The organism is Azospirillum sp. A26, from assembly GCF_042604635.1.
Lineage (GTDB): Bacteria > Pseudomonadota > Alphaproteobacteria > Azospirillales > Azospirillaceae > Azospirillum > Azospirillum palustre.
In genome coordinates this window covers 826,408-849,285 of record NZ_CP170472.1, presented here as the reverse complement: position 1 = coordinate 849,285, position 22,878 = coordinate 826,408, and the positions used below count along the sequence as shown (strand labels likewise).

The 22,878-nt window shown below is 66.2% G+C and carries 26 protein-coding genes; 10 read left to right on the top strand and 16 right to left on the bottom strand.

Features of this window, described 5'->3' with window-relative positions; all coding sequences use genetic code 11:
- Positions 1–16 precede the first annotated feature (16 nt).
- From ABNQ39_RS04550 to ABNQ39_RS04540, 3 genes are all read right to left on the bottom strand, one after another.
- Complete coding sequence (locus tag ABNQ39_RS04550; RefSeq protein ID WP_376959218.1) at positions 17–1,411, bottom strand: pyruvate dehydrogenase complex E1 component subunit beta; 1,395 nt, start codon at positions 1,409–1,411, stop codon at positions 17–19.
- Between the two features lie 78 nt (positions 1,412–1,489).
- Positions 1,490–2,503, bottom strand: coding sequence for a pyruvate dehydrogenase (acetyl-transferring) E1 component subunit alpha (gene pdhA, locus ABNQ39_RS04545; RefSeq protein WP_376959217.1), 1,014 nt, complete (start codon positions 2,501–2,503; stop codon positions 1,490–1,492).
- 194 nt (positions 2,504–2,697) lie between these two features.
- On the bottom strand, positions 2,698–3,069 hold the full coding sequence (locus ABNQ39_RS04540) for an FtsB family cell division protein (protein ID WP_376959216.1): 372 nt from the start codon (positions 3,067–3,069) through the stop codon (positions 2,698–2,700).
- Positions 3,070–3,425: 356 nt separating this feature from the next.
- Between ABNQ39_RS04540 and ABNQ39_RS04535 the strand changes: the two genes are divergently transcribed.
- On the top strand, positions 3,426–3,737 hold the full coding sequence (locus ABNQ39_RS04535) for a hypothetical protein (protein WP_376959215.1): 312 nt from the start codon (positions 3,426–3,428) through the stop codon (positions 3,735–3,737).
- 50 nt (positions 3,738–3,787) lie between these two features.
- On the opposite strand, the gene modC is transcribed toward ABNQ39_RS04535, so the two are convergent.
- Genes modC through modA form a run of 3 tightly spaced genes read right to left on the bottom strand, consistent with a single transcriptional unit; the run spans position 3,788 to position 6,379 of the window.
- Entirely contained in the window at positions 3,788–4,909 is a 1,122-nt protein-coding gene (gene modC / locus ABNQ39_RS04530; protein ID WP_376959214.1) for a molybdenum ABC transporter ATP-binding protein, read from the bottom strand.
- 2 nt (positions 4,910–4,911) lie between these two features.
- Positions 4,912–5,607 carry a molybdate ABC transporter permease subunit gene (gene modB, locus ABNQ39_RS04525; protein WP_376959213.1) on the bottom strand — a complete coding sequence of 232 codons (696 nt, stop codon included), beginning with the start codon at positions 5,605–5,607 and terminating at the stop codon, positions 4,912–4,914.
- 10 nt (positions 5,608–5,617) lie between these two features.
- A complete protein-coding gene (gene modA / locus ABNQ39_RS04520) occupies positions 5,618–6,379 on the bottom strand; it encodes a molybdate ABC transporter substrate-binding protein (protein ID WP_376959212.1) in 762 nt (253 codons plus the stop codon).
- A 279-nt stretch (positions 6,380–6,658) separates the two neighbouring features.
- On the opposite strand from modA, the gene rpe reads away from it, so the two are divergent.
- Entirely contained in the window at positions 6,659–7,312 is a 654-nt protein-coding gene (rpe, locus tag ABNQ39_RS04515; protein WP_376959210.1) for a ribulose-phosphate 3-epimerase, read from the top strand.
- Positions 7,313–7,534: 222 nt separating this feature from the next.
- Positions 7,535–7,792, top strand: coding sequence for a GlsB/YeaQ/YmgE family stress response membrane protein (locus tag ABNQ39_RS04510; protein ID WP_085089454.1), 258 nt, complete (start codon positions 7,535–7,537; stop codon positions 7,790–7,792).
- 108 nt (positions 7,793–7,900) lie between these two features.
- On the opposite strand, the gene ABNQ39_RS04505 is transcribed toward ABNQ39_RS04510, so the two are convergent.
- The 3 genes from ABNQ39_RS04505 to ABNQ39_RS04495 all read right to left on the bottom strand — a co-directional run bounded on the left by ABNQ39_RS04505 (position 7,901) and on the right by ABNQ39_RS04495 (position 10,211).
- Positions 7,901–8,704: a response regulator gene (locus ABNQ39_RS04505; RefSeq protein ID WP_376959209.1), complete on the bottom strand. Its 804-nt coding sequence runs from the start codon at positions 8,702–8,704 to the stop codon at positions 7,901–7,903.
- Positions 8,705–8,920: 216 nt separating this feature from the next.
- Positions 8,921–9,442 (bottom strand): thermonuclease family protein, encoded by a 522-nt coding sequence (locus ABNQ39_RS04500; protein ID WP_376959208.1) that lies wholly within the window; start codon positions 9,440–9,442, stop codon positions 8,921–8,923.
- A gap of 34 nt (positions 9,443–9,476) precedes the next feature.
- Positions 9,477–10,211, bottom strand: a complete 735-nt coding sequence (locus tag ABNQ39_RS04495; RefSeq protein WP_376959207.1) for an SOS response-associated peptidase — start codon at positions 10,209–10,211, stop codon at positions 9,477–9,479.
- 201 nt (positions 10,212–10,412) lie between these two features.
- Here ABNQ39_RS04495 and ABNQ39_RS04490 point away from each other — a divergent pair, with 201 nt between their 5' ends.
- Together ABNQ39_RS04490 and ABNQ39_RS04485 are read left to right on the top strand one after the other, a co-directional pair.
- The gene (locus ABNQ39_RS04490) at positions 10,413–12,749 is read left to right on the top strand and encodes a xanthine dehydrogenase family protein molybdopterin-binding subunit (RefSeq protein ID WP_376959206.1); all 2,337 of its coding nucleotides are present in this window, start codon (positions 10,413–10,415) and stop codon (positions 12,747–12,749) included.
- Positions 12,750–12,953: 204 nt separating this feature from the next.
- Positions 12,954–13,652, top strand: a complete 699-nt coding sequence (locus ABNQ39_RS04485; RefSeq protein WP_376959205.1) for an EAL domain-containing protein — start codon at positions 12,954–12,956, stop codon at positions 13,650–13,652.
- A gap of 3 nt (positions 13,653–13,655) precedes the next feature.
- Here ABNQ39_RS04485 and ABNQ39_RS04480 read toward each other — a convergent pair whose 3' ends face one another.
- On the bottom strand, positions 13,656–14,147 hold the full coding sequence (locus ABNQ39_RS04480; protein WP_376959204.1) for a GNAT family N-acetyltransferase: 492 nt from the start codon (positions 14,145–14,147) through the stop codon (positions 13,656–13,658).
- 159 nt (positions 14,148–14,306) lie between these two features.
- Between ABNQ39_RS04480 and cysQ the strand changes: the two genes are divergently transcribed.
- From cysQ to rnhA, 4 genes are read left to right on the top strand one after another with little or no spacing between them, the layout of a single operon-like run.
- Complete coding sequence (gene cysQ / locus ABNQ39_RS04475) at positions 14,307–15,083, top strand: 3'(2'),5'-bisphosphate nucleotidase CysQ (protein ID WP_376959203.1); 777 nt, start codon at positions 14,307–14,309, stop codon at positions 15,081–15,083.
- Positions 15,080–15,913 (top strand): ferritin-like domain-containing protein, encoded by an 834-nt coding sequence (locus ABNQ39_RS04470; protein ID WP_376959202.1) that lies wholly within the window; start codon positions 15,080–15,082, stop codon positions 15,911–15,913. The genes cysQ and ABNQ39_RS04470 overlap by 4 nt, the downstream gene beginning before the upstream one ends.
- A gap of 13 nt (positions 15,914–15,926) precedes the next feature.
- Positions 15,927–16,910, top strand: a complete 984-nt coding sequence (locus ABNQ39_RS04465) for a homoserine kinase (protein ID WP_376959201.1) — start codon at positions 15,927–15,929, stop codon at positions 16,908–16,910.
- Between the two features lie 4 nt (positions 16,911–16,914).
- Complete coding sequence (gene rnhA / locus ABNQ39_RS04460; protein WP_376959200.1) at positions 16,915–17,394, top strand: ribonuclease HI; 480 nt, start codon at positions 16,915–16,917, stop codon at positions 17,392–17,394.
- Between the two features lie 29 nt (positions 17,395–17,423).
- Here the strand turns inward: rnhA and ABNQ39_RS04455 are convergent, their stop codons facing one another.
- The 4 genes from ABNQ39_RS04455 to ABNQ39_RS04440 form a co-directional block, all read right to left on the bottom strand.
- Positions 17,424–18,071, bottom strand: a complete 648-nt coding sequence (locus tag ABNQ39_RS04455; RefSeq protein ID WP_376959199.1) for a hypothetical protein — start codon at positions 18,069–18,071, stop codon at positions 17,424–17,426.
- Between the two features lie 130 nt (positions 18,072–18,201).
- Entirely contained in the window at positions 18,202–18,684 is a 483-nt protein-coding gene (locus ABNQ39_RS04450; RefSeq protein WP_109049924.1) for a peroxiredoxin, read from the bottom strand.
- A gap of 142 nt (positions 18,685–18,826) precedes the next feature.
- On the bottom strand, positions 18,827–19,180 hold the full coding sequence (locus ABNQ39_RS04445; RefSeq protein WP_376959756.1) for a zinc ribbon domain-containing protein YjdM: 354 nt from the start codon (positions 19,178–19,180) through the stop codon (positions 18,827–18,829).
- An 89-nt stretch (positions 19,181–19,269) separates the two neighbouring features.
- Positions 19,270–21,357, bottom strand: coding sequence for a protein-disulfide reductase DsbD family protein (locus ABNQ39_RS04440; protein ID WP_376959198.1), 2,088 nt, complete (start codon positions 21,355–21,357; stop codon positions 19,270–19,272).
- 194 nt (positions 21,358–21,551) lie between these two features.
- On the opposite strand from ABNQ39_RS04440, the gene ABNQ39_RS04435 reads away from it, so the two are divergent.
- Positions 21,552–22,142: a YqgE/AlgH family protein gene (locus ABNQ39_RS04435; RefSeq protein WP_098739902.1), complete on the top strand. Its 591-nt coding sequence runs from the start codon at positions 21,552–21,554 to the stop codon at positions 22,140–22,142.
- A 24-nt stretch (positions 22,143–22,166) separates the two neighbouring features.
- Here ABNQ39_RS04435 and moaE read toward each other — a convergent pair whose 3' ends face one another.
- On the bottom strand, positions 22,167–22,619 hold the full coding sequence (moaE, locus tag ABNQ39_RS04430; RefSeq protein WP_376959197.1) for a molybdopterin synthase catalytic subunit MoaE: 453 nt from the start codon (positions 22,617–22,619) through the stop codon (positions 22,167–22,169).
- 4 nt (positions 22,620–22,623) lie between these two features.
- On the bottom strand, positions 22,624–22,875 hold the full coding sequence (gene moaD, locus ABNQ39_RS04425) for a molybdopterin converting factor subunit 1 (RefSeq protein WP_376959195.1): 252 nt from the start codon (positions 22,873–22,875) through the stop codon (positions 22,624–22,626).
- Positions 22,876–22,878 lie beyond the last annotated feature (3 nt).

Here is a 22,878-nt window from a genome sequence, read left to right as displayed (position 1 = left end):
CCTATCAGCCCTCCTCTCAACGATAGCAGGCTTGCTTGGCGGCCTTGACGATGTGATCGACCTGCGGCAGCGCCAGCTTTTCCAGGTTGGCGGCGTAGGGCATCGGCACGTCCAGGCCGGCCACGCGGGCCACCGGAGCGTCGAGATAGTCGAACGCCTGCTCCATCATCAGCGCGCACATTTCCGAACCGATGCCGGCGAAGGGCCAGCCCTCCTCGACGGAGACGAGACGGTTGGTCTTCTTGACGCTGTTGACGATGGTCTCGGTGTCCAGCGGACGGATCGTGCGCAGGTTGATGACCTCCGCGTCGATGCCTTCCTTGGCCAGGATCTCGGCGGCGGCCAGGGCATGGCCGACCATGATCGAGAAGGCGGTGATCGTCACGTCCTTGCCGGCGCGCTCGACCTTGGCCTTGCCGATCGGCAGGACGAAGTCCTCGTCCTCCGGAACCTCGAAGCTCTGACCGTAGAGGATCTCGTTTTCGAGGAAGACGACGGGGTTCGCGTCACGGATCGCCGCCTTCAGCAGGCCCTTGGCGTCGGCCGCCGACCAGGGCGACACGACCTTCAGGCCCGGGCAATGGGCGTACCACGAGGCATAGCACTGCGAGTGCTGGGCGCCGACGCGGGCAGCGGCGCCATTGGGGCCGCGGAACACGATCGAGTTGCTCATCTGGCCGCCCGACATGTACAGCGTCTTGGCGGCCGAGTTGATGATGTGGTCGATCGCCTGCATGGCGAAGTTGAAGGTCATGAACTCGACGACCGGCTTCAAACCCTTGAAGGCGGCGCCGACGCCAAGACCGGCGAAGCCAATCTCGGTGATCGGCGTGTCGATGACGCGACGCTCGCCGAACTCCTGCAGCAGGCCCTGGGTCACCTTGTAGGCGCCCTGGTACTGCGCGACCTCCTCACCCATGACGAAGACCTTGTCGTCACGGCGCATTTCCTCGGCCATCGCGTCGCGCAGCGCTTCGCGGACCGTCTTCTTGACGGTCTTGGCCATGAACCGGTCCTCGTCCGACGCGGGCGCCGCGACCGGAGCCGCCGGCACCGTGGGCGCCGGAGCCGGAGCCGGAGCGGCCTCCGCCACCGGGGCGGGAGCGGGGGCGGCCGGAGCGGCGGCGGCCGGAGCGTTGCCGCCCTTGCTCAGCGCGCTCTCGTCCTCGCCCTCTTCCAGCAGGACGGCGATGGGGGTGTTCACGGCGACGTTGTCGGTGCCCTCGGCGATCAGGATCTTGCCGACGCGGCCTTCATCGACCGCTTCGACTTCCATGGTGGCCTTGTCGGTTTCGATCTCGGCGAGGACGTCGCCGGACTTCACCGAGTCACCTTCCTTCTTCAGCCATTTGGCCAGTTTGCCCTCTGTCATCGTGGGCGACAGGGCCGGCATCAGCACTTCGATCGGCATTCCTCAACCTCCGGCGGCGCGGGGAACCCGGTTTCCCGTCCCACAAGGCGCCGCTCCCGCTTATCGTTGACGTCAGGATCAGACGAGAATGTCGGTCCACAGCTCCGACGGATCGGGCTCCGGGCTCTGCTGGGCGAATTCAGCCGATTCGGTGACGATCGCCTTCACCTCGCGATCGATCTCCTTCAGCTTGTCCTCGTCGGCGTGGTTGCCGGCCAGGATCTTCGACTTCAGCTGATCGATGGGATCGGATTCCGACCGCATCTTCTCGACCTCTTCCTTCGTCCGGTACTTGGCCGGGTCGGACATCGAGTGGCCGCGGTAACGGTAGGTCTTCATCTCGAGGATGACCGGGCCGTTGCCCCCGCGGATGTGAGGCACCCACTGGTCCGCCGCGGCCTTGACCTCCAGCACATCCATGCCGTTGACCTGATAGCCGGGGATGCCGTAGGCCGCGCCGCGCTGGTGCAGTTCACCGGCCGAAGCGCGCTCCTGCGAGGTGCCCATGGCGTATTTGTTGTTCTCGATGATGAAGAGCACAGGCAGCTTCCACAGCGCCGCCATGTTGAAGCTCTCGTAGACCTGGCCCTGGTTGATCGCGCCGTCGCCGCAATACACGGCGGCCACGCCGCCGTCATTGCTGTACTTGTGCGCGAAGGCCAGACCGGTGCCGAGCGGGACCTGCCCGCCGACGATGCCATGGCCGCCGAAGAAGTTCTTCTCCTGGCTGAACATGTGCATCGAGCCGCCCTTGCCCTTGGAGTATCCCCCAATGCGGCCGGTCAGCTCGGCCATCACGCCCTTGGCCTCCATGCCGCAGGCCAGCATGTGGCCATGGTCGCGGTAGCTGGTGATGACGCTGTCGCCGTCCTTCAGGGCGGCCTGCACACCGACCACAACGGCTTCCTGGCCGATATAGAGGTGGCAGAAGCCGCCGATCAGGCCCATGCCGTACAGCTGGCCCGCCTTCTCTTCGAAGCGGCGGATCAGCAGCATCTCGCGATAATAATGAAGAAGCTCTTCGGAAGAGACGGCTTGAGCGGGCGCAGTGTCGGTCAGCGCCTTGGTGGAACGGCGTCGGGACGCGGCCATGATTCCTCCCCAGGGTTCAAGCGGCAAAGGTCATTGACAGAACCTTTTGCCGCCGCGCGTTGCGGGCATACAGGAGCCCGCACCGGAAGCGAATATGGCGCGCACACTACACGAGCTTAAGAAGGCGCGCAAACGTCTGTTTTTGCAGCGCTATTTCAGATTAACCGCGAAACGGTTAATCGGCTGAAATCCCCTTACTTCTGCTGGCCGGACCCTTCCTGTTCAGCCAGTTTCGGCAGCTTTACGATGACGTCGCGCGCACTTGAGAAGTTCAGCATCAGGCGCGCCCGCTCCTCCAGCATGTCGCGGTCGAGGCCGTCGCCGCGCAGCAGCTGCGCGCGGCGTTCCATGTCCTCCCGCTCGGTGCGGAGCTGGTTGAGGACCCCTTCGGCCTGGGCGATCTCCCCCTGGATCTGCTTCATCGCCACCAGCCCGCGGTCGCCATGGACCGCGTAGTAGGCGAAGTAGGCGACCACGCAGGCGCACAGCGCCGGCATGATTGCTTGGCGGATCGCGCTTTTGGCGGCGCGGGCGAGCGTGTCTGTGAGATCGGCGATCATCGTCATGGTGGCATGATGGAATCACAGCGACTTTCCACCGGTCAAACGAAAAAAATGAAAAAGCCAAGTCGCAAAAGGTTCGTGTTCTTTGCGCAACTCAGTAATGGGTATATGTCACGTTCAGGCCACAAGTCGCGATGATGTTCTTGTAAAGTTCTCATTGGCCAGCGTAAGCATCCAATGAGCCGAAATCCGTTCATCGGGACAGGCACCCACCCGGCATAGCACCAAGGTGGATGGAATGAAACCGGCGGTGGCGTGTTTGGACGCATACGGTGCCGCCGGGGCCGTGCCGAGTCCGCTTCGTACTCGCACAGCAGGTCCCGTCGCTGGCCCCGCCCACTGGCTGAGGAGCAACACTCATGCGCAGCAAGTTTCTGATCGTGGCCCTGCCCGCCCTGCTTCTGGGTCTGGCCGCCTGCGATGACCACAACGCCCAGAATTCCAACGCGTCCAACCAGACCAGCCCGACCACCAGCAGCGGGTCGAGCAGCGGCTCCACCACCGTCCCGCCGCCTTCGACCGGCGTGCCGGTGCAGGGCGGCACCTCCGGCAACTCGATGAACGAGACCACCGGGGCCACCAAAACCGTACCGGGTGGATCGACCGCCGGCGGGTCGGCCGGCGGCGGCGCCAGCACCGGCGGATCCGCCCCCCCCTCGGGCGGGCAGTAAAAGCGGCGAGTTGCGGCCCCTCTCCTTTCGCGGGATGAGGGGCCGTCTGCCTATACGTCCACCACCCGCCCGTGCCGGTCCGATACGGCGCCGCCGCCTTGCGGTTCGAAGGCGACGCCCTTGACCAGCGCCACCACCTCGCGGCCGGGCATCAGTCCCAGTTCGCGAACCGCCGCGCGGGTGATGCGCGCGATCAGGAAGGAACCGCCCACTGCCAGCCTCACGTCGGCGGAGGATGGGCCGGCCTCCGCCAACTCGATCACCGTCGCGGCGAGTGCGTTGCGCAGACTGACGCCGGCTAGCGGCTGCAACGCGACGATCACGTCGCGGGCATGAATGTGCAGCCGCACCGCGGAGCCGGGCGGGCGGTCGATCTGCGGCACGGCCAGCCGTCCGCCGTCGAAGGCCAGCACCGACAGAACGTCTTCCGGAATATGGGTCTCGACGGTCAGGTCAAGCACGGCGCCGGCATCCTGCGCGCCGGTCGCCGCCGACAGGTCCAGCCGGCCCATCACCGTTCCGACCGACCCCGACGCACGCACCCTCCCCTCCCCGATCAGCACCATGGTGGTGGCAAGCCGCACCACCTCGTCCAGCGCGTGGCTGACCATGACGATGGGGATGTTCATCTCGTCACGCAGCCGCTCGATGTAGGGCATGATCTCCGCCTTGCGGGCAGCGTCGAGCGAGGCCATCGGCTCGTCCATCAGCAGAAGACGCGGCTGCGCCAGCAGGGCACGGCCGAAGGCGACACGCTGCCTCTCGCCGCCGGACAGGCCGCGCGGCCGGCGGTCCAGCAGATGGCCGAGCCCCAGCAAATCCACCACCGGGCCGAAGGCGATGCGCCGCTCCGCGGCCGGCACACGGCGCAGCCCGTATTCAAGGTTGCTGCGGACGGTCATGTGCGGAAACAGCCGCGAATCCTGGAAGACATAACCGATGCGCCGCTTCTCCACCGGCACGTCGATGCGCCGGGCGCTGTCGAAGAACACGGTGTCGCCGACGCGGATATGCCCCTCGTCCGGCCGGGTCAGCCCGGCAATCGCATTGATGACCGAGGTCTTGCCGGACCCGGACCGGCCGAACAATGCCGTCACGCCGCGTTCCTCGGCGGTGAAGGCGATGTCGAGCGTGAAGGCGCCCAGCCTCTGGTGGATTTGAAGGTCGAGCATGATCAGACCTGCCCGATCAGGCGGCGAACCCGGTGCGCCAGGAATTCAGACAGCATCAGCGCCAGCAATGCCACGGTGAAGGAAATCGCCGCCAGCCTTGCCGCCACCGCATCGCCGCCGGGTTCCTGCGTCGCGGCATAGATCGCCAGCGGTAGGGTCTGCGTCTTGCCGGGGATGTTGGACACGAAGGTGATCACCGCGCCGAACTCGCCCATCGCCGCCGCGAAGGCTACGATGGCGCCTGACAGCAGTCCGGGCGCCATCAGCGGCAGCAGAATGGTGAAGAAGCGATCGACCGGCCCGGCGCCCAGCGTGCGCGCCGCCGCCTCCAGCCCGCCGTCGATGGCCTCCACCGACAGGCGGATCGCCCGCACCATCAGCGGAAAGGAGGTCACCGCCACCGCCAGCGAAGCGCCTTCGGCGGTGAAGATCAGCTTGATCCCGAAGGTCTGGTACAGCCAGCCGCCGACCACCCCCTTCGTCCCCATGGTCACCAGCAGGATATAGCCGGTGACCACCGGCGGCAGGACCAGCGGCAGATGGACCATCCCGTCGAACAACGTCTTGCCCGGAAAGGAATAGCGGCCGAGCACCCAGGCGGCGAGTACGGCGAGCGGCAATCCCAACGCGATGGCGACGCCGGCGACACGCAGGCTCAGCAGCAACGCGGTGGTCTCCATCGGCGTCAGGATTTCCATGCCGCAGAGCTTACGGTGCCTTGGGCGCCGGGACGAAGCCGAATTCCTTCCAGACCGCCATGCCGTCCGGCGACTTCATGTAGTCGAGGAACGACGCGGCAGCCGCATTCTTCGAAGAGGCGACCAGCGCCGCCGGATAGGTGATCGGCGGATAGCTGTCGGGCGGGAAGGCCGCGGCGACCTCCACCCCCGGATCGACGGCGGCATCGGTGCGATAGACGATGCCGACCGGCACCTCGCCGCGGCTGACCAGAACCAGGGCCGCGCGCACGCTGTCGGCCCGCGCCAGCTTCGGTTCGACCGCCGCCCACTGGTCCAGCTTCTCCAGCGCGGCCTTGGCGTACTTCCCGACCGGAACGTTCGACGGGTCGCCGGTGGCGAGCCGCCCGTCGCCCAGCTGCTCCGCCAGCTTTCCGCCCTTGGACAGGTCGGGCTTCAGCGTCGATCCCTTCGGCACCACGACCACCAGCTCGTTGCCGAGCAGGTTCACCCGGCTGTCGGTCTTGATCAGGTTGCGCTGCTGGAGATAGTCCATCCAGTCGAGATCGGCCGAGATGAAGATGTCGGCCGGAGCGCCGTTTTCGATCTGCTTGGCCAGCGCCGACGAAGCGGCGAAGGAGGAGGTCACGGTGGCCCCGGTCTTCGCCTTGAACTGCGATGCCAGCTTTTCCACCGCATTCTTGGTGGAGGCCGCCGCCAGCACCAGCACATCCTGCGCCATCGCCGCCTGTGCCGCGAGCGTCAGCCCGACACCGAGAATGACCGCCGACATCGCCGACCTGAACCGGCCGCGCCCCAGAGACCCATGCAACCCAACCATCGCCACCTCCTGCCGGATTTGACATTTCATCTATATTCAAACGGATACAACGCTTCGCAATCGCGGTAAAGCCCAAACGGCCCGGCTGACGCTGGTTCCGACTCCCAGGCCCCGAAGCTGGATGCGCATATCGGGCGTTCACATCATGTCATGACTTGCCTTGCTACACCGTGATAGGAAGTTCGGCTGATCGGACCCGGTCCAAGCCACCTCCCGCACCAGGAAAGCCCCATGCGCGCCGTCAAGATTTCCCCCTCGATTCTCTCCGCCGATTTCGCCCGGCTGGGCGAGGAGGTCCGCGCGGTCGATGCCGCCGGCGCCGACTACATCCACATCGACGTGATGGACGGCCATTTCGTGCCGAACCTGACCATCGGGCCGGGCGTGGTGAAGGCGCTGCGTCCCCATACCGCCAAGGTCTTCGACGTCCACCTGATGATCTCGCCGGTGGATCTCTTCGTTCCGGACTTCGCCAAGGCCGGCGCCGACATCATCACCGTCCATCCGGAGGCCGGTCCGCACCTGCACCGCACCATCCAGCTGATCAAGTCGCTGGGCAAGAAGGCCGGCGTGTCGCTGAACCCGGCCACGCCGGTTGACGCCATCCAGCATGTGCTGGAAGACATCGACCTCGTGCTGGTGATGACGGTGAATCCCGGCTTCGGCGGCCAGAGCTTCATCAAGAGCCAGCTTCCGAAGATCCGCGACCTGCGCGCCCGCATCGACGCGCTCGGCAAGCAGATCGACCTCGAGGTGGACGGCGGCATCAACCCGGAAACCGCGCGTCTGGCCATCGAGGCCGGCGCCAACGTGCTGGTGGCCGGCACCGCCACCTTCACCGGCGGACCGGAGCAGTACGCCGCCAACATCAGTGCGCTACGCTGACCCGGCCTTAAAGGAATGCGGCCCCGCAGCGCCCCCGATTGAGGAGCGCTGCGGGGCCGTTTTCGTTCGGAGAGGCGGCCGGGAGGATACGGCGTAGGGCCGGAAGGCTCCGCCTCGCCGAAAGAGTACCATTCCAAAAGATCCACCGGCGCCGAGAACCAAATCCCTCTTTGCCCGTTATTGGGCATGGGAAGACGCTCCCGCAACGGAAGGGAAATCACCATGGGCATTCTCTGGACGATCATCATCGGCTTTCTCGCCGGCATCGTCGCCAAGTTCCTGATGCCGGGTCGCGATCCGGGCGGCTTCATCATCACCACCCTGCTGGGCATCGCCGGCGCCTTCGTCGCCACCTATCTGGGTGCCGCCGTCGGCTGGTATCGGCCGGGTGAAGGCGCGGGCTTCATCGGTGCCATCGTCGGCGCGATCATCATCCTGGCCATCTACCGCATGATCGCCGGCCGCCGCACGACGGTGTAAGAACGGTTCAGAGAAATGCCGGCCTGCCTATAGGCCGGACATGAAAAAGGGACCGCCGGACGACCGGCGGTCCCTTTTTCATTGGGTATTTTCATTCGGTGACGGGCATCAGGCCAGCGCCACCGGCTGCGGCATGAAGATGGCACGGGAAATGGCGGCCTGGATGCCGGCATTGGTGAAGGGCTTGCGGACGATCTGCCCCAGATGACGGGCGTCGCGGGCGAGGATGTCATCGTCGAATGCGGTGACGAAGATGGTGCGCAGATCGCGGACACATTTCAGCCGCCGGGCGATTTCGATCCCGCTGCCGCCATCGGCCAGCCGGACGTCCAGCAGGGCCAATGTCGGCTTTTCGGTATCCAGCAGGGCCAGCGCCTCCGGTTCGTTGCCGGCGGTGCCACAGACGACATGGCCCATTTCCGCGACCAGCGCCCCCAGTTCCATCGCCAGCAGGGCATTGTCCTCAACCACCATGACCCGCTGCACCATGGTGCTGCGAACCCGCGCGCGGGCGGATTTCAACCGCGGGATCGCCTCTCCCGTCCTCAATTGCAGAACCCTCGCCGCCTGCGGCAGGGACAGACCCTCCAGCGCGGTCAGCAGATACAGGCGACGGTCGGCCTCCGGCAGTTCTGCCAGGGCGCGTTCGATGGGATGGGGAGAGGGCAACGGGCGGCCGGGCGGCCCGAACTCCTCCGGAGAGCGGTCGAACAGCAGATTCAGCAGGGCGTACATCGACAGGCGGGCACCATTGCCGCCGCGGTCCAGCCCGAAACGGGTGGGTGCCATCACCGCAGCCTCGACACAGCGGGTCACCAGCGCGTCGCCACGATCGGTGGCACCGGTCAATGCGCGCGCATAGCGGCGCAGCACCGGGACCACCTCGAACAGTTCGCATTCATAAACGAGCATACCCGTGACTCCGCTCCCCGGTGGGAGTTGCCGCTCTGGAATCGCGCCGGCCCTGTCCAATCGGGCCACAGAACCTGCTTGATGATCGTCCGTCGTCTTTCCCGGATCCTACCACGACCGGCGGAGGGGTCGAATGGGAAATGGAGGTGTGGGCGGTCATCGCCCGGTCAGCAACTTACGATCAGGACCGAGCCAACCTGGCATTCAGCGTTGAGGTCACTTGGCGTTCTGGCGAATCTGCCTGCTGCGCCATTGCCAGGGTTTTTCCACCTGCCCGGCCCACAGCCCCAGCCGCTTGCTCTGAGCATAGGCCTCGCCCTTCTGATAGGCGGGCGACAGGCTGGCATATTGAAAGGCCCAGCCGCGCGCCACCATCGCGGCCCCCAGATCGACGCCGCGCACGCGGCATTCACCCTTCTTCTCGCCGGTGCGGTCCTGTTCGGTGACGGTGCAGGTCACCTCCTCGCCCTTCACCATGTTGGCGAGAACCGCGGTGGCGACCTTGAAGCAGTCCAGTTCGTGGCCGTAGCGGTTCTTGCACTTCTGCCCCGGATCGGGCGCATCGATGCCCATCAGCCGCACCGCCGTCCCGTTGATTGTCAGCAGGTCGCCCTCCACCGCCATGGCGGAGCCCTTGATCGTCTGGTCCGGCGTGTTGGCGATGGGGCCGCGGCTCTTGGCTGACTGGTTGGTCTGCGCCGCTGCGGAGCCGGCCAGGAAGAGGACCGCAACGACCATTGCCACTCTCATGGCCGCCGCCAGCGGCATTGCCTCAGAACAGACTCGGCTGATCATCGCCCCGCTTGTCCTTCGCTTTCGCCGGCACGGTCTCCTGCGGCGGGTCGAGGCAGGAGCAGTCGTCGTTGCGGACGCTGTTCACCTTCGGTCCCACCGGCACGACGTCCAGCCACTCCTCCGGTGCTGAGCGGATCAGCCCCTCCAGCACCGGCAGCGGGGTTGCCGGATCCATCCAGGTATCCCAATCGGCGGGATCGAGCACCACCGGCATGCGGTCATGCAGGAAAGACAGCGTGGCATTGGTGGCCGTTGTCACCACCGTCGCGGTCTCCAGCGGCGGATCGAGCGGAGCGGCGCCCTTCGGTCCGCGCCAGCGCTCCCACAGGCCGGCGAGCGCGAACAGGCCGCGGTCGCGGCGGCGGATGACGTGGCCCTGCTTACGCGGCTTCGCCCCCTCCCCCACGCTGGTCCATTCATAGAATCCGTCCAGCGGGACCAGGCAACGACGCTTGCGGAAGGCATCGCGGAAGGCCGGCTTGCCGGCCACCGATTCGCCGCGCGCGTTGATCATACGGCCGCCGATGGCGGCATCGTCGGCCCAGGGCGGCACCAGCCCCCAGCGGACCATCGCCAGATGGCGGCCGTCCTCCTCCCGCCGGATGACGGGAATGTCCTGGGTCGGAGCGATATTCCACCGCGGCATCAGGTTCGGCCGCTCCGGCACGCCGAACACACGCTCGATCTCGTTGATCGGGGTGGTGAGAAGCATTCGTCCACACATGCCCTGGAATATGGCCCCGGAAGGTCCCGTGCGCCAGCCGCATTCCCCCGGGATCGGCGCGCTCCACAAACAATCCTTGCAGCGGACAACCGTCACCCATACCTGAGGCCGGGGTTTCCCTGGCGCTCAAGCCGGCCTATCTTCGCGGGGCAGACCAATCGCATCGCACCGGAAGGCGGGAGTTCACCCATGAAGTTCGGCATCGGACAGGCAGTTCCGCGCACCGAAGACGCCCGGTTGCTGACCGGCGGCGGCTGCTATACCGACGACGTGTCTCTCCCCGGACAGGCCTATGCGGCCTTCGTCCGCTCGCCCCATGCCTTCGCCGCCATCGGCGCGGTCGATGCGTCGGAAGCGCTGGCGCAGCCCGGCGTGCTGGCGGTCTACACCGTCGCCGATCTCGATGCCGAGAAGATCGGCATGATCCCCTGTCAGGCGGCGCTGAAGCAGCGCGACGGCTCGGACTATGTCGATACGCCGCGCCCGGCGCTGGCCCGCGGCTTCGCCCGCCATGTCGGCGATCCGGTCGCCATGGTGGTGGCGGAAACGCTTGAGGCCGCGCGCGAGGCCGCCGAGCTGGTGATGGTCGATTACGAGGACCGCCAGTCCGTCACCGGCACGCTGGAGGCGCTCGAGCCCGGCCGCCCGCTGGTGTGGGACGAGGCGCCGAACAACCTCTGCTTCGACTGGGACACCGGCGACGAGGCGGCTGTGGAGGCCGCACTGGCCGTCGCTCACCGCGTGATCGAGCTGGAACTGGTCAACAACCGCGTCGTCGCCAATCCGATGGAGGGCCGCGCCTGTGTCGCCGGCGTCGAATCCGGGGCGGACGGTGCGCCCGGCCGGCTGCTGATCTATGTCACCAGCCAGGGCGTTCATGGCTTGCAGAAACAGTTCGCCAAGATCCTGAACGAACCGGAACAGCGCATCCGCGTGCTGACCACCGATGTCGGCGGCGGGTTCGGCATGAAGCTGTTCAACTACCCCGAATATGTCGCCTGCCTGTTCGCCGCCCGCCGCCTTAACCGCGCGGTGAAATGGGCGGCCGACCGGATCGAGGGCTTCATCAGCGACGACCATGGCCGCGACCATGTCAGCAAGGCGCGCCTCGCAGTCGATGCCGACGGGCATTTCCTGGGCCTGCGGGTCGATACAGTCGCCAACCTCGGCGCCTACCTGTCCAATTACGGCCCCTTCATTCCGACCGATGCCGGTTCGGCGATGCTGGTCGGCTCCTACAAGACGCCTGCCGTCTATGTCCGGGTGAAGGGTGTCTTCACCAACACCCAGCCTGTGGACGCCTATCGCGGCGCCGGGCGGCCGGAGGCGGCCTATCTGCTGGAGCGGCTGATCGACCATGCCGGCCGCGTCACCGGGCTCGGTCCGGCGGAGATCCGGCGGCGCAACTTCATTCCGGCCAGCGCCATGCCCTATGCCACGCCGATGGGGCAGGTCTACGACACCGGCGAATTCGTCCAGAATCTTGAGGATGGCCTGATCCTCGCCGACATGGCGGGACTGCCTGCCCGCAAGGCGGAGGCGAAAGCGCGCGGCAAGCTGCGCGGCGCCGGCCTAGCCACCTACATCGAAGCCTGCTCGGGCGGCGGGCCGGAGCAGGCGACCGTCCAGGTCAACGGCGACGGCAAGGTGGTGCTGATGATCGGCACCCAGACCAACGGCCAGGGCCATGAAACCGCCTACAAGCAGATCCTCGCCGACCGGCTCGGCGTCCCTCCGGAGGATGTCGAGGTGGTGCAGGGCGACACCGACCGCGTCAGCTGGGGATCCGGCACCGGCGGCTCCCGCTCGGTCCCTGTCGGCGGCTCGGCGCTGGCGGAGGGGGCGGCCAAGGTGGTGAACGCCGCGACGACCGTCGCCGCAGATCTGCTGGAAACCGCGGAGGTCGATGTGGAGTTCGCCGACGGCCGCTTCACCATCGTCGGCACCGACCGCTCGGTGTCTCTGAAGGACGTGGCCGCAAAGGCGGCGGAGAGCGGCACCGGCGGCATCGCCTTCTCCGAGATGGCGCGCTGGACCCCGCCGGCCAGCACCTTCCCCAACGGCTGCCACATCGCGGAGGTGGAGGTCGATCCCGCCACCGGCATCGTCGAGGTTCTGCGCTACAGCGTCGTCGACGATTTCGGCACGGTCATCAACCCGATGCTGGTGATCGGCCAGATCCATGGCGGCGTCGCCCAGGGGCTGGGTCAGGCGTTGCAGGAGCGCGTGGTGTTCGATCCCGACAGCGGCCAGCTTCTGTCCGGCTCCTTCATGGACTACCAGATGCCGCGCGCGGTCGACATGCCGCCGATCGAGGTGAAGCTGAACAGCGTGCCCAGCACCACCAACATGCTGGGCATGAAGGGCGCCGGCGAGGCCGGGGCCATCGGCGCGCCGCCGGCCATCATCAACGCGGTGGTCGATGCGCTGTCCGACCTCGGCATCACCCACATCGACATGCCGGCGACGCCGGAAACGGTGTGGTCGGCAATCCGCCGCGCCGAAACCCGGATGGCCGCGGAGTAAGCTGTTTAGCGAGCCCTACCGGAATGCTAAGGGAAAGTCCTAGTCGGAAGGTGTGGCACTTGCCACACCTCCGTCGGATGAAATCCATGGCATTGTTCCTTACCTAAAGGTGGCAATCTATTGACTGACAGGGGTAAGACGATGGCGTTTGGCGACGGCGGGTGTGGCGGACAATGTGCTGACCGTCTCGATCTGGACTTCACGATGGCGTTCCAGCCCATCGTCGACGTTGCCAATGGCGGTGTCTGGGCGCATGAGGCGCTGGTGCGCGGTCTTGACGGTCAGGGCGCAGGCTGGGTCCTGGGACAGGTGACCGATGCCACCCGCTACGCCTTCGACCAGTCCTGCCGCATCAAGGCCATCGAGCTGGCATCAAGCCTGCCGATGAACGGCGCCCGCCTGTCGATCAATTTCCTGCCGAACGCCGTCTACAAGGCGGAAGCCTGCATCCGCGCCACGCTGGCCGCCGCCCGCCGCACCGGCTTCCCCACCGACCGCATCATCTTCGAGGTGACGGAGAACGAGCGGGTGGTGGACCACGACCACCTGAAGAGCATCTTCAACGAATACAAGCGCCAGGGCTTCCTGACCGCCATCGACGATTTCGGCTCCGGCTATTCCGGGCTGAACCTGCTGGCCGAGTTCCAGCCCGACATCATCAAGCTGGACATGGAGCTGACCCGCAACATCGACAGCGAGCGGGCGCGGCGCAGCATCGTCAAGGCCATCCTGTCGGTGTGCGAGGATCTCGCCATCACCCCCATCGCCGAGGGCATCGAGACCGCCAACGAAGCCAAGACCCTGCGCGATCTGGGCGTCACCCTGATGCAGGGCTACCTGTTCGCCAAGCCGGCCTTCCAGGCTGTGGTGACCGATCCGGAAATGGCGATGCTGGCCGCCTGAGGCTCATTCCCGCGCCCGAACCGGCGCCGTCATATAGCTCATCCCCCCGCCATAGCTGGCCAGCTTGGCCTCCAGCGCCGGCCCGCCCTCCGCATAGGGCGTGAAGCCGACCCGGTCCCAATAGCTCCGCGCAGGCGGCGTGGAGGTCAGCGCCAGCCATCGCCAGCCCTCCCGCACCGCCAGTTCGTGCGCATAATTCAGCACCGCCATCCCCAGCCCGGTGCCGCGCGACTCCGGCAGCAGTGCGATATCGTGAAGATACAGGCAGTCCGCATCGGCCGGCAGGCTGCCGAGCGGCGTATCGAGAGGCGGTGGTACACCAAGCCTGCCGGGATGCATGACGCCGTAGCCGATAGCCTCGCCGCCACACTCCGCCACACGGCAGCCGACGGGGTAGAGTGCCAGCCGTTCCTCGAACACACTGCGCTCCTCGGGATAGGCCGGATGCACGATGTCCGCGATGGCGAGAATCCGATCCAGATCGGCAGCGGTCATAGCACGCCATCGGGCCGATGTGCCCCGGCCCTCCACCCGATCACCGTCCGACTGTAACCCGGCCGTCATCCGCCTTCTCCGTTCCACACCCGTTCAAGAGCTTCCGGCCCGCCATCGGGCACGGTATGCTGACTCTTCATACCATAGGGAGTTCACTCCATGCCCGATGCCGCTGTAGCGAGCCTGCTGCCGACGGTCCGCACCATCGCTCACGAGGCCGGTCAGGTCATCCTGCGCTTCTACAACGACGGCATCGACGTCGCCACCAAGGTCGACGGCAGCCCTGTCACGCAGGCCGACCATGCGGCGGAGGCGGTGATCGTTCCGGCGCTGCACCACCTGCTGCCCGGCGTCCCGGTTGTCGCGGAAGAGGCGATGGCCGCCGGCCACAAGCCCGACATCTCCGGCGGCCGGTTCTGGCTGGTCGATCCGCTCGACGGCACCAAGGAGTTCATCTCCCGCAACGGCGAGTTCACCGTGAACATCGCCCTGATCGAGAATGGCGCCCCGGTGCTGGGCGTCGTCTATGCTCCCGCCACCGGCGACCTGTATGCCGCGGCCGGCCCCGGCACCGCCGTCCATTGCGCGGAAGGCCGCCACGACCACGCGATCTCCGTCCGCAACCCGCCGGCCGACGGGCTGACCGTCGTCGCCAGCCGGTCCCACGGCAGCGGGTCGGTGCTGGACGAGTTCCTCGGCAAATACGCGGTGAAGGACCGGGTGTCCTGCGGCAGCTCGCTGAAGTTCTGCACGGTGGCGAGCGGCAAGGCCGACCTCTACCCGCGCTTCGGACCGACCAGCGAGTGGGACACCGCCGCCGGCCACGCCGTGTTGATCGGTGCCGGCGGCCGGGTGGAGCAGCCGGACGGCTCGCCGCTGGTCTATGGCAAGGACGACATCCTGAATCCGAACTTCGTCGCCTACGGCTGGAAATGACACCTTCCGTATCGTGCCTGGGTGAAGCGGCGACCGCGGTGCTGACCACCGCGGCGCCGCTGGAGAAAGTGCGCCTGACCCGCCGTCACGCTGCCGCATGGCGCGATGGTCTGCTGTCGCCCGACGTGCCGGCGCCGCCGCCCGACCGCCCTGCCCGTCCCGACCGGCCGGAGCTGAAGCTGCCGCGCGACATGCCCAAGCGCGGTCGCGGCGGCAGTGCCCAGAACCGCATCGCCCTGCTGCATGCGCTGGCGCATATCGAGCTGAACGCCATCGATCTTGCCTGGGACATCGTCGCCCGATTCGCGCCTCTCGGCCTGCCGAAGGGCTTCACCGACGACTGGATCCAGGTGGCCGACGACGAGGCGCGCCATTTCCAGATGCTGGAAACCCGGCTGAATGCCCTGGGTTCCTCCTACGGTGACCTGCCGGCCCATGACGGGCTGTGGCAGGCGGCGACCGAGACCGCCCACGACCTCGCCGCCCGGCTGGCGGTGGTGCCGATGGTGCTGGAGGCGCGGGGACTCGACGTGACGCCGGAGACCGTGCGCCGCCTGCGCGATTTCGGCGATGCGGAGAGCGCCGACCTGCTCCAGACCATCCATGACGAGGAGATCGGCCACGTCGCTGCCGGCCGCCGCTGGTTCGTCCATCTCTGCGCCGACCGCGGGGCGGAGCCGGTCGCCCTGTGGCAGGAGCTGGTGGGCCGGCATTTCCGCGGCGGGCTGAAGCGCCCGTTCAACACCGCCAGCCGCCAACTGGCAGGCTTCGGCCCGGAATATTACGAGCCGATCACTCCCGAAATTGACCGCAAGCCGGAAACCCGGTAAGGCGCTGCACATCATGGCCGTATACACCGAAGTCACCGACGAGGATCTCAGCACCTTCGCCGCCCAGTACGATCTGGGCGCGGTGCTGTCGTGCAAGGGCATCGCGGAGGGGGTGGAGAATTCCAACTTCCTGCTGGTGACCGAGAGCGGACCCTACATCCTGACGCTCTATGAAAAGCGCACGCGGAAGGAGGATTTGCCCTTCTTCCTCGGTCTGATGGAGCATCTGGCGGACAAGGGCATCGCCTGCCCGCTGCCGGTGGCGGCGCGCGACGGCGTGGCTCTGCGCGAGCTGTGCGGCCGCCCGGCGGTGATCGTCACCTTCCTGGCCGGCATGTGGCCGCGCCGGATCACGCCGCAGCATTGCGCCCAGCTGGGCGAGGCGCTGGCGCGGCTGCATCTGGCGGTCGGCGATTTCCGCATGGAGCGGCCGAACGCGCTTGCCCTGCCCGGCTGGAAGGACCTGTTCGCCAAGTCGGCCGAGCGCGCCGACAAGGTCGCCCCCGGCCTGCGCGCCACTCTGGAAGCGGAACTGGCGGCGCTGGAGGCAAACTGGCCGGTCGGCCTGCCTTCCGGCGTCATCCACGCCGACCTGTTCCCGGACAATGTCTTCTTCCGCGGCGACAGCCTGTCCGGCCTGATCGACTTCTATTTCGCCTGCAACGACTTCCTCGTCTATGACGTGGCGATCTGCATCAACGCCTGGTGTTTCGAGATCGACGGCTCGTTCAACGCCACCAAGGCCCGGCTGCTGCTGTCCAACTACCGCAAGGTCCGGCCGCTGTCCCGCGGGGAACTGGACGCCCTGCCCTGGCTCTGCCGCGGCAGCGCCGTGCGCTTCCTGCTGACCCGTCTCTATGACTGGCTGAACCACCCGCCGGGCGCCTTCGTGCGGCCGAAGGACCCGCTCGAATATCTGCGCAAGCTGCGCTTCCATCAGTCGGTCCGCGGTCTGGGCGACTATTTCCTCGACGACTCGGACACGGGCAGGACCTGACGGCATGACGGACAGCACCAACTCGCCCGAAGCCGGCGGCAAGACCGTCGACATCTTCACCGACGGCGCCTGCAGCGGCAATCCCGGCCCCGGCGGCTGGGGCGCCATCCTGCGCTATGGCGAGGTGGAGAAGGAGCTTTACGGCGGCGAGCCGGCGACCACCAACAACCGCATGGAACTGATGGCGGCCATCATGGCGCTGGAGGCCCTCAAGAAGCCGGTGACCGTCCGTCTCTTCACCGACAGCGAATATGTGAAGAACGGCATCACCAAGTGGATTCATGGCTGGAAGGCCAAGGGCTGGATGACCGCCGACAGGAAGCCGGTGAAGAATGTCGATCTGTGGCAGCGCCTGGAAGAGGCGAAGCGGCAGCACGAGATCGAGTTCCATTGGGTCCGCGGCCACGCCGGTCACCCCGAAAACGAGCGCGCCGACGAACTGGCACGGCGAGGGGTTGCCGACGTGAAGAAATTTCCGATCTGAACCATCGTATCTATAGGATCAGAACTATCTTAACGAGATGATACCCAGAAGCATGATGCAAAGCTGAAGGAATCATCGCTGCTTCTGGAAATTCTATAGGTATAAGACTCTGGATGTCCGTCCTCTCCGTAACGATAAATTCCGTCCCTGGCCTTTTGATAATCAATACCAAAAAGATTTGTTCCTATGTTATTGGCTCTCGTGTCGACCCTTTCAATTGCAGTTTTCCTTTCTCCTTCCCCGTTTGCAATCAGAAAGGCCATTCCAACAAATTGAATGGAAGAGCTTCTTGGAGATTTTCTTAAAGCTGATCGCAATCTCGACAGATCGCTAGAGATCTGCGAATGAGAGTTTATCGTCCTTTTTACTTCAATAGCTCCAACCGGCGAACCAGACGTTCCATAGACGATGATGTCAAAACGACCTGCCGCATTCAGCGCCGAAGGCATTGGTCCTGGTCCCAGCGCACTTGCTTCGCTCATCGACTCTTTAATGTTTGCCTCTGGCCGTACCCAACCGACCGCCCGCAGCTTCTTCAAACTGCGGTATAAGCCTGCTGTGAGGAGATATTCTGGCATCTGGTCGCAACCGAACCCGCTAATCTCCTGAAATTCGTCACAAACACTTTCCAACGCATCGTGTACGCATTTAACCAATGCATTTTGTGCGAATGCCATCAATCCCCCCGGTCACCGCAGTCATCTACCGACAGGGGATTAGATTGCTCAGATATCTCTTAAAAATATATTCACGGCCGATTTTCACCAGTGCGGGGATGAAAACATACCCCGCACTGGTGAAAAACAGTCAGACCTTTTCCAGCACCGCTTCGGCCGACGACACCTCGAACTTGCCGGGGGCCTCGACGGCGACATGGGTGACCTTGCCGTCCTCGGCCACCAGGGCGAAGCGCTGGCCGCGGGTGCCCAGGCCGTGGGCCGAGCCGTCCATGGTCAGGCCGAGAGCGGTGGTGAAGGTGGCGTTGCCGTCCGGCAGCATCTTGACCTTGTCGCCGACGCTGCCCTTGTCACCCCAGGCGCGCATCACGAACGGATCGTTGACGGCGAGACAGATGATGCTGTCGACGCCCTTGGCCTTCAGCGCATCGGCCTGCTGGACGAAGCCCGGCAGGTGCTTGGCGGAGCAGGTCGGGGTGAAGGCGCCGGGAACGGAAAACAGGACGACCTTCTTGCCCTTGAACAGCTCGTCCGTGGTGACTTCCTGCATGCCGTTGTCGGTCAGCCACTTCAGCGTGACGGACGGAATGGTATCGCCAACCTGGATGCTCATTTGTCTCTAACCCTTCCGGTTTTTGGGTTTGGCCCGTTTTCGGGTCCGGCCGGACCCTCGTTGCGGAGCCCGGCCCTGTATCCCTTCTATCCCTCGCGGCGAGCGCCCGCAAGGCGCGGTTGACCGGACAGCACAACCGGGATCAAGCCTTCTTCACGAACTCCGACTTCAGGTTCATCGCGCCGATGCCATCGATCTTGCAGGCGATGTTGTGCCCGTCGGCCCCATCGACCAGACGGATGTTCTTCACCTTGGTGCCGCCCTTGACCACCAGAGACGATCCCTTGACCTTCAGGTCCTTGATGACGGTGACGCTGTCGCCGTCGGCCAGCGGGTTGCCGTTGGCATCGCGCACGCCCTGGCCGGCTTCGGCATCGACGGCCGCGGCAGCCGTATCGGGGTTCCACTCATGCCCGCAGTCGGGGCAGTTCCACAGGCTGCCGTCATTGTAGGCGTTTTCGGAGCTGCATTGCGGGCAGTTGATCTGATCGTCCATCATCGTCCTCTTGGCTCGGGAGGCACTCCCGGAGCCGCCCTGTTACCGCAGAATAGCCGCAACAGCCATAGGCCTTTTCCGGACCCTGCTCAGACCCCCTTGCCTGCTGGCTTACCCGCCGCCTTGCTCAACGCCTCCAGCACCGCGCCCTCGCTCAGCAATTCCGGCAATGCCAAGCCGTCCGGCGCGCCGGGACCGTAGACGATGTTGAAGGGAATGCCGTAGCGGCCATGGTCGGACAGGAATTTCGCGATTGCCGCATCCGGGCGGGTCCAATCGGCGCGCATCGCCACGACAGTCGGATCGTCCATCCGCTGGGCAACCTCGCCGCGATTCAGCACCAGCTTCTTGTTGGCCTGGCAGGTGATGCACCAGTCGGCGGTCACGTCGACGAACACCGTGCGTCCGGCGGCGACATGCTCGTGGATCGTCGCTTCGGCGAAGGGCACCCAACGCGCCCTGGACTCGGCAAGCACCGGCGCCGCCCCGGCCGACGGACCGACCGCCGCCGGCATGGCGAAGGCGGCGACCGCCAGCACGCCCGCCAACGCCGGCCCGGCGGTCCGCGCGGTACCCCGCGCGCTCCGCCCGACCCACAGCGCCAGCACCAGCGCCGCCATCATCAGCCCGACCGTGGCCGCGGCCACCTCGCCGATCTGCGCGGTCAGCACCGACAGCAGCCAGAGCGCCGTCAGCATCATCGCGAACCCCAGAACAATCTTCAGCGTCGCCATCCAGCGCCCCGGACGCGGCAGCCAGCCCGCCACCCGCGGCCATGCCGCGACCGCCAGATAGGGCAGAGCCAAGCCGACGCCCAGCGTCGCGAAAATCGCGTAGATCTCCACCGGCCCTTTCGACAGGGCGAATCCCACCGCCGTGCCCAGGAAGGGAGCGGAACAGGGGGTCGCCAGCAGGGTGGCGAACATGCCGGTGGCGAACGGCCCGGCCAGCCCGTCGCCGCCCAACCGGTCGGCCAGGGCGCGCGGCAGCGGCACCTCGAACAGGCCCCACAAATTGGCTGAGAACAGCGTGACCAGCACGACCATGAAGACGAGGAACAGCGGCTGCTGGAACTGGATGCCCCAGCCAACCGCCCCGCCGGCCGCCTTGACGCCGACGAGTACCGAGGCCATCAGCAGGAACGAGGTCAGGATGCCGGCGGCACTCGCAAGGAAGCCGGCGCGCACTGCGGCAGGCGCCTGCCCGCCATGCTTGACCACCGACATCAGCTTCAGCGACAGCACCGGCAGCACGCAGGGCATCAGGTTCAGGATCAGACCGCCCAGCAGGGCCACCCCCAGCATCGCCAGCAGCCCGACACCGCCGGGCACCGAAGCGGCGCCGCCGGCCGACGCGGTTGCCGGTGCTTCGACCGCCTTGTCGCCATCGACCAGGGTCAGCGTCATCGTGCGCCCGGCCAGATCGAGGCCCTGCTGCGGATCGGTCGCCGTCAGGGTCAGGCGGACATGGCGGTCATTGTCGGAAAACACCGTCTTCGGGGCGGAGAAGGTCAGCGGCGGGTCCGTCTCCACGAACAGATCGGGGGAAACGAAGCCATCGGCGGCGGTCGCTTCGACTTCCAGAGCGGATCCCTTGCCCTGCACGGAGTCGATGCGCAGCAGACCATTCGGCCCCTTCGGCACCAGCGCCTGCGCGCGCGCCACGTCATTGGCGGCGTCGCTGGGCTCGGCCGGCCCGGCCGGAAGGGCAAGCGCAAGCTCCAGCGTCTGCGGCACGCAGATTTCCGAGCAGACCAGCAGTTCGGCGGTCAGTGCCAGATCGACCGGCTTGCCGGGCGTCGCCGGCTTGCCCTGGATCGGGAAAAGAACCGCCGTGTCATAGCCTGCTGTTTCGAACCCCAGAACCGAGAAGCGGTGCGGCGCCGGATAGGACAGCGTCGCCTCCCCCAGATTGCCGGAGCGGCTCCAGTCCAGGCGCGGCGCGAATCCGGCATCGCCGGGGGAGCGCCAGTAGGTCTTCCACCCCGATTCCAGCCGCAGTTCCAAACCCAAGGGCAGCGCCGCCAGATCGCCGGTGCCGCGCACCGCCGACACCAGCCGCGCCTCCACCGGTCCCGCCTTGGTCCAGGCCCCGACCGCATCCTGCGCAAAAACGGGGGCGCCGCCACCGGCCAGCGCGGCCAGACTCAGCAGGAGGGCGAGGGCATGTCTTTTCATCGCGCGCACTGTTCTCTTCCCTGGAAGGGGCGCATCCGCGTCCCCGACACCCTATATGATAGCCCATATAATGGTGACAAAGCTCGGCCGGTGCTGTCACACTCCGGTGAAAGCGTCGCCAGAGCGCCAACCACAACCGCACGTGGGTACGGACGCGGTTTCCCGCACCGGACCGACGACAAGGATATTCGCCCATGCCGCGCCTGACCAAGTCTCCGGACTCCAAGACCACGGAATCGCTGACCGGCCAGCTGCTGATCGCCATGCCCGGAATGGAGGACCCGCGCTTCCAACGTACGGTCATCTATGTCTGCGCCCATAACGAAGACGGCGCAATGGGGCTGGTTGTCAACCGGCTGTTCGGGTCGATCACGTTCGAGGATCTGCTGGAACAGCTCGACATGGACATCTCGCAGCCGGTCAACAACCTGCCGGTGCATTATGGCGGCCCCGTCGAGTCGGGCCGCGGCTTCGTCCTGCATTCGACCGATTATGTCCGCGACGGTACCCTGGTGGTGAACGACGACGTGGCCCTGACCGCCACCATTGACATCCTGCGCGCCATCTCCGAAGACCGCGGCCCGCGCCGCAACCTGCTGCTGCTCGGCTATGCCGGCTGGGGTCCGGGGCAGCTCGATGCCGAATTCCAGGCCAATGGCTGGCTGAACGTGCCCTGCGACGAGAAGCTGCTGTTCGATACCGACCTGGACGCCAAGTGGGAGCGCGCCATCGGCAAGCTGGGCGTCAGCGTTTCCATGCTGTCGGGCGAAGCCGGGCACGCCTGAGCGCGCCCCGCCTCCTCCAAGACCTCATTTCGCCCACCGTGCCGCCGCAGCGTCGTCACTGTCCTTGGCCTCGACCCAGCGCTCGCCCTCCGGCGTTGCTTCCAGCTTCCAGAAGGGCGCCCTGGTCTTCAGCCAGTCCATCAGGAAGCGGCAGGACTCGAAGGCGGCGTCCCGGTGGGCCGACGCGGTGGCGACCATCACGATGCGGTCGCCCGGCTCCAGCCGGCCATGGCGGTGGATCACCAGCACGTCGTCCAGCGGCCAGCGGCGGCGCGCCTCGTCCTCGATCGTCTCCAACTGCTTCTCGGTCATACCGGGGTAATGCTCCAGCGTCATGGCGCTGACGGCGGCACCGCCGGCGATGTCGCGCACCAGCCCGACGAACATCGCCACCCCGCCGACGCTGGTGCGGCCGGCGGTGAAGGCGGCATATTCGGCGCCGACGTCGAAATCCCCGGCCTGGACGCGGATCGCCATGCCGTCAGCCCCCCGTCACCGGCGGGAACAGCGCCACCTCGTCGGTCTGCGAGATCGGGTGGTCGTAGGGCACATGCTCCTGGTTCACCGCCACCTTGACCACCTTGCTGTTGGCCAGGGCTTCGGCATGGCGCGGGCTGCGGGTCTTCAGCCATTCGACGAGATCGCCGGCCGTGGCGACTTCCGCCGGCAGGTCCACCGTCTCGGTCGGCACGCCGATCTTGCTGCGCAGCCAAGCGAAATAGAGAATCTTCATCAC

Coding starts and splice junctions, on each gene's coding strand:
- ABNQ39_RS04550 (WP_376959218.1), bottom strand. CDS start 1,411: ATGCCGATCGAAGTGCTGATGCCGGCCCTGTCGCCCACGATGACAGAG.
- pdhA (WP_376959217.1), bottom strand. CDS start 2,503: ATGGCCGCGTCCCGACGCCGTTCCACCAAGGCGCTGACCGACACTGCG.
- ABNQ39_RS04540 (WP_376959216.1), bottom strand. CDS start 3,069: ATGACGATGATCGCCGATCTCACAGACACGCTCGCCCGCGCCGCCAAA.
- ABNQ39_RS04535 (WP_376959215.1), top strand. CDS start 3,426: ATGCGCAGCAAGTTTCTGATCGTGGCCCTGCCCGCCCTGCTTCTGGGT.
- modC (WP_376959214.1), bottom strand. CDS start 4,909: ATGCTCGACCTTCAAATCCACCAGAGGCTGGGCGCCTTCACGCTCGAC.
- modB (WP_376959213.1), bottom strand. CDS start 5,607: ATGGAAATCCTGACGCCGATGGAGACCACCGCGTTGCTGCTGAGCCTG.
- modA (WP_376959212.1), bottom strand. CDS start 6,379: ATGTCGGCGGTCATTCTCGGTGTCGGGCTGACGCTCGCGGCACAGGCG.
- rpe (WP_376959210.1), top strand. CDS start 6,659: ATGCGCGCCGTCAAGATTTCCCCCTCGATTCTCTCCGCCGATTTCGCC.
- ABNQ39_RS04510 (WP_085089454.1), top strand. CDS start 7,535: ATGGGCATTCTCTGGACGATCATCATCGGCTTTCTCGCCGGCATCGTC.
- ABNQ39_RS04505 (WP_376959209.1), bottom strand. CDS start 8,704: ATGCTCGTTTATGAATGCGAACTGTTCGAGGTGGTCCCGGTGCTGCGC.
- ABNQ39_RS04500 (WP_376959208.1), bottom strand. CDS start 9,442: ATGGTCGTTGCGGTCCTCTTCCTGGCCGGCTCCGCAGCGGCGCAGACC.
- ABNQ39_RS04495 (WP_376959207.1), bottom strand. CDS start 10,211: ATGCTTCTCACCACCCCGATCAACGAGATCGAGCGTGTGTTCGGCGTG.
- ABNQ39_RS04490 (WP_376959206.1), top strand. CDS start 10,413: ATGAAGTTCGGCATCGGACAGGCAGTTCCGCGCACCGAAGACGCCCGG.
- ABNQ39_RS04485 (WP_376959205.1), top strand. CDS start 12,954: ATGGCGTTCCAGCCCATCGTCGACGTTGCCAATGGCGGTGTCTGGGCG.
- ABNQ39_RS04480 (WP_376959204.1), bottom strand. CDS start 14,147: ATGACCGCTGCCGATCTGGATCGGATTCTCGCCATCGCGGACATCGTG.
- cysQ (WP_376959203.1), top strand. CDS start 14,307: ATGCCCGATGCCGCTGTAGCGAGCCTGCTGCCGACGGTCCGCACCATC.
- ABNQ39_RS04470 (WP_376959202.1), top strand. CDS start 15,080: ATGACACCTTCCGTATCGTGCCTGGGTGAAGCGGCGACCGCGGTGCTG.
- ABNQ39_RS04465 (WP_376959201.1), top strand. CDS start 15,927: ATGGCCGTATACACCGAAGTCACCGACGAGGATCTCAGCACCTTCGCC.
- rnhA (WP_376959200.1), top strand. CDS start 16,915: ATGACGGACAGCACCAACTCGCCCGAAGCCGGCGGCAAGACCGTCGAC.
- ABNQ39_RS04455 (WP_376959199.1), bottom strand. CDS start 18,071: ATGGCATTCGCACAAAATGCATTGGTTAAATGCGTACACGATGCGTTG.
- ABNQ39_RS04450 (WP_109049924.1), bottom strand. CDS start 18,684: ATGAGCATCCAGGTTGGCGATACCATTCCGTCCGTCACGCTGAAGTGG.
- ABNQ39_RS04445 (WP_376959756.1), bottom strand. CDS start 19,180: ATGGACGATCAGATCAACTGCCCGCAATGCAGCTCCGAAAACGCCTAC.
- ABNQ39_RS04440 (WP_376959198.1), bottom strand. CDS start 21,357: ATGAAAAGACATGCCCTCGCCCTCCTGCTGAGTCTGGCCGCGCTGGCC.
- ABNQ39_RS04435 (WP_098739902.1), top strand. CDS start 21,552: ATGCCGCGCCTGACCAAGTCTCCGGACTCCAAGACCACGGAATCGCTG.
- moaE (WP_376959197.1), bottom strand. CDS start 22,619: ATGGCGATCCGCGTCCAGGCCGGGGATTTCGACGTCGGCGCCGAATAT.
- moaD (WP_376959195.1), bottom strand. CDS start 22,875: ATGAAGATTCTCTATTTCGCTTGGCTGCGCAGCAAGATCGGCGTGCCG.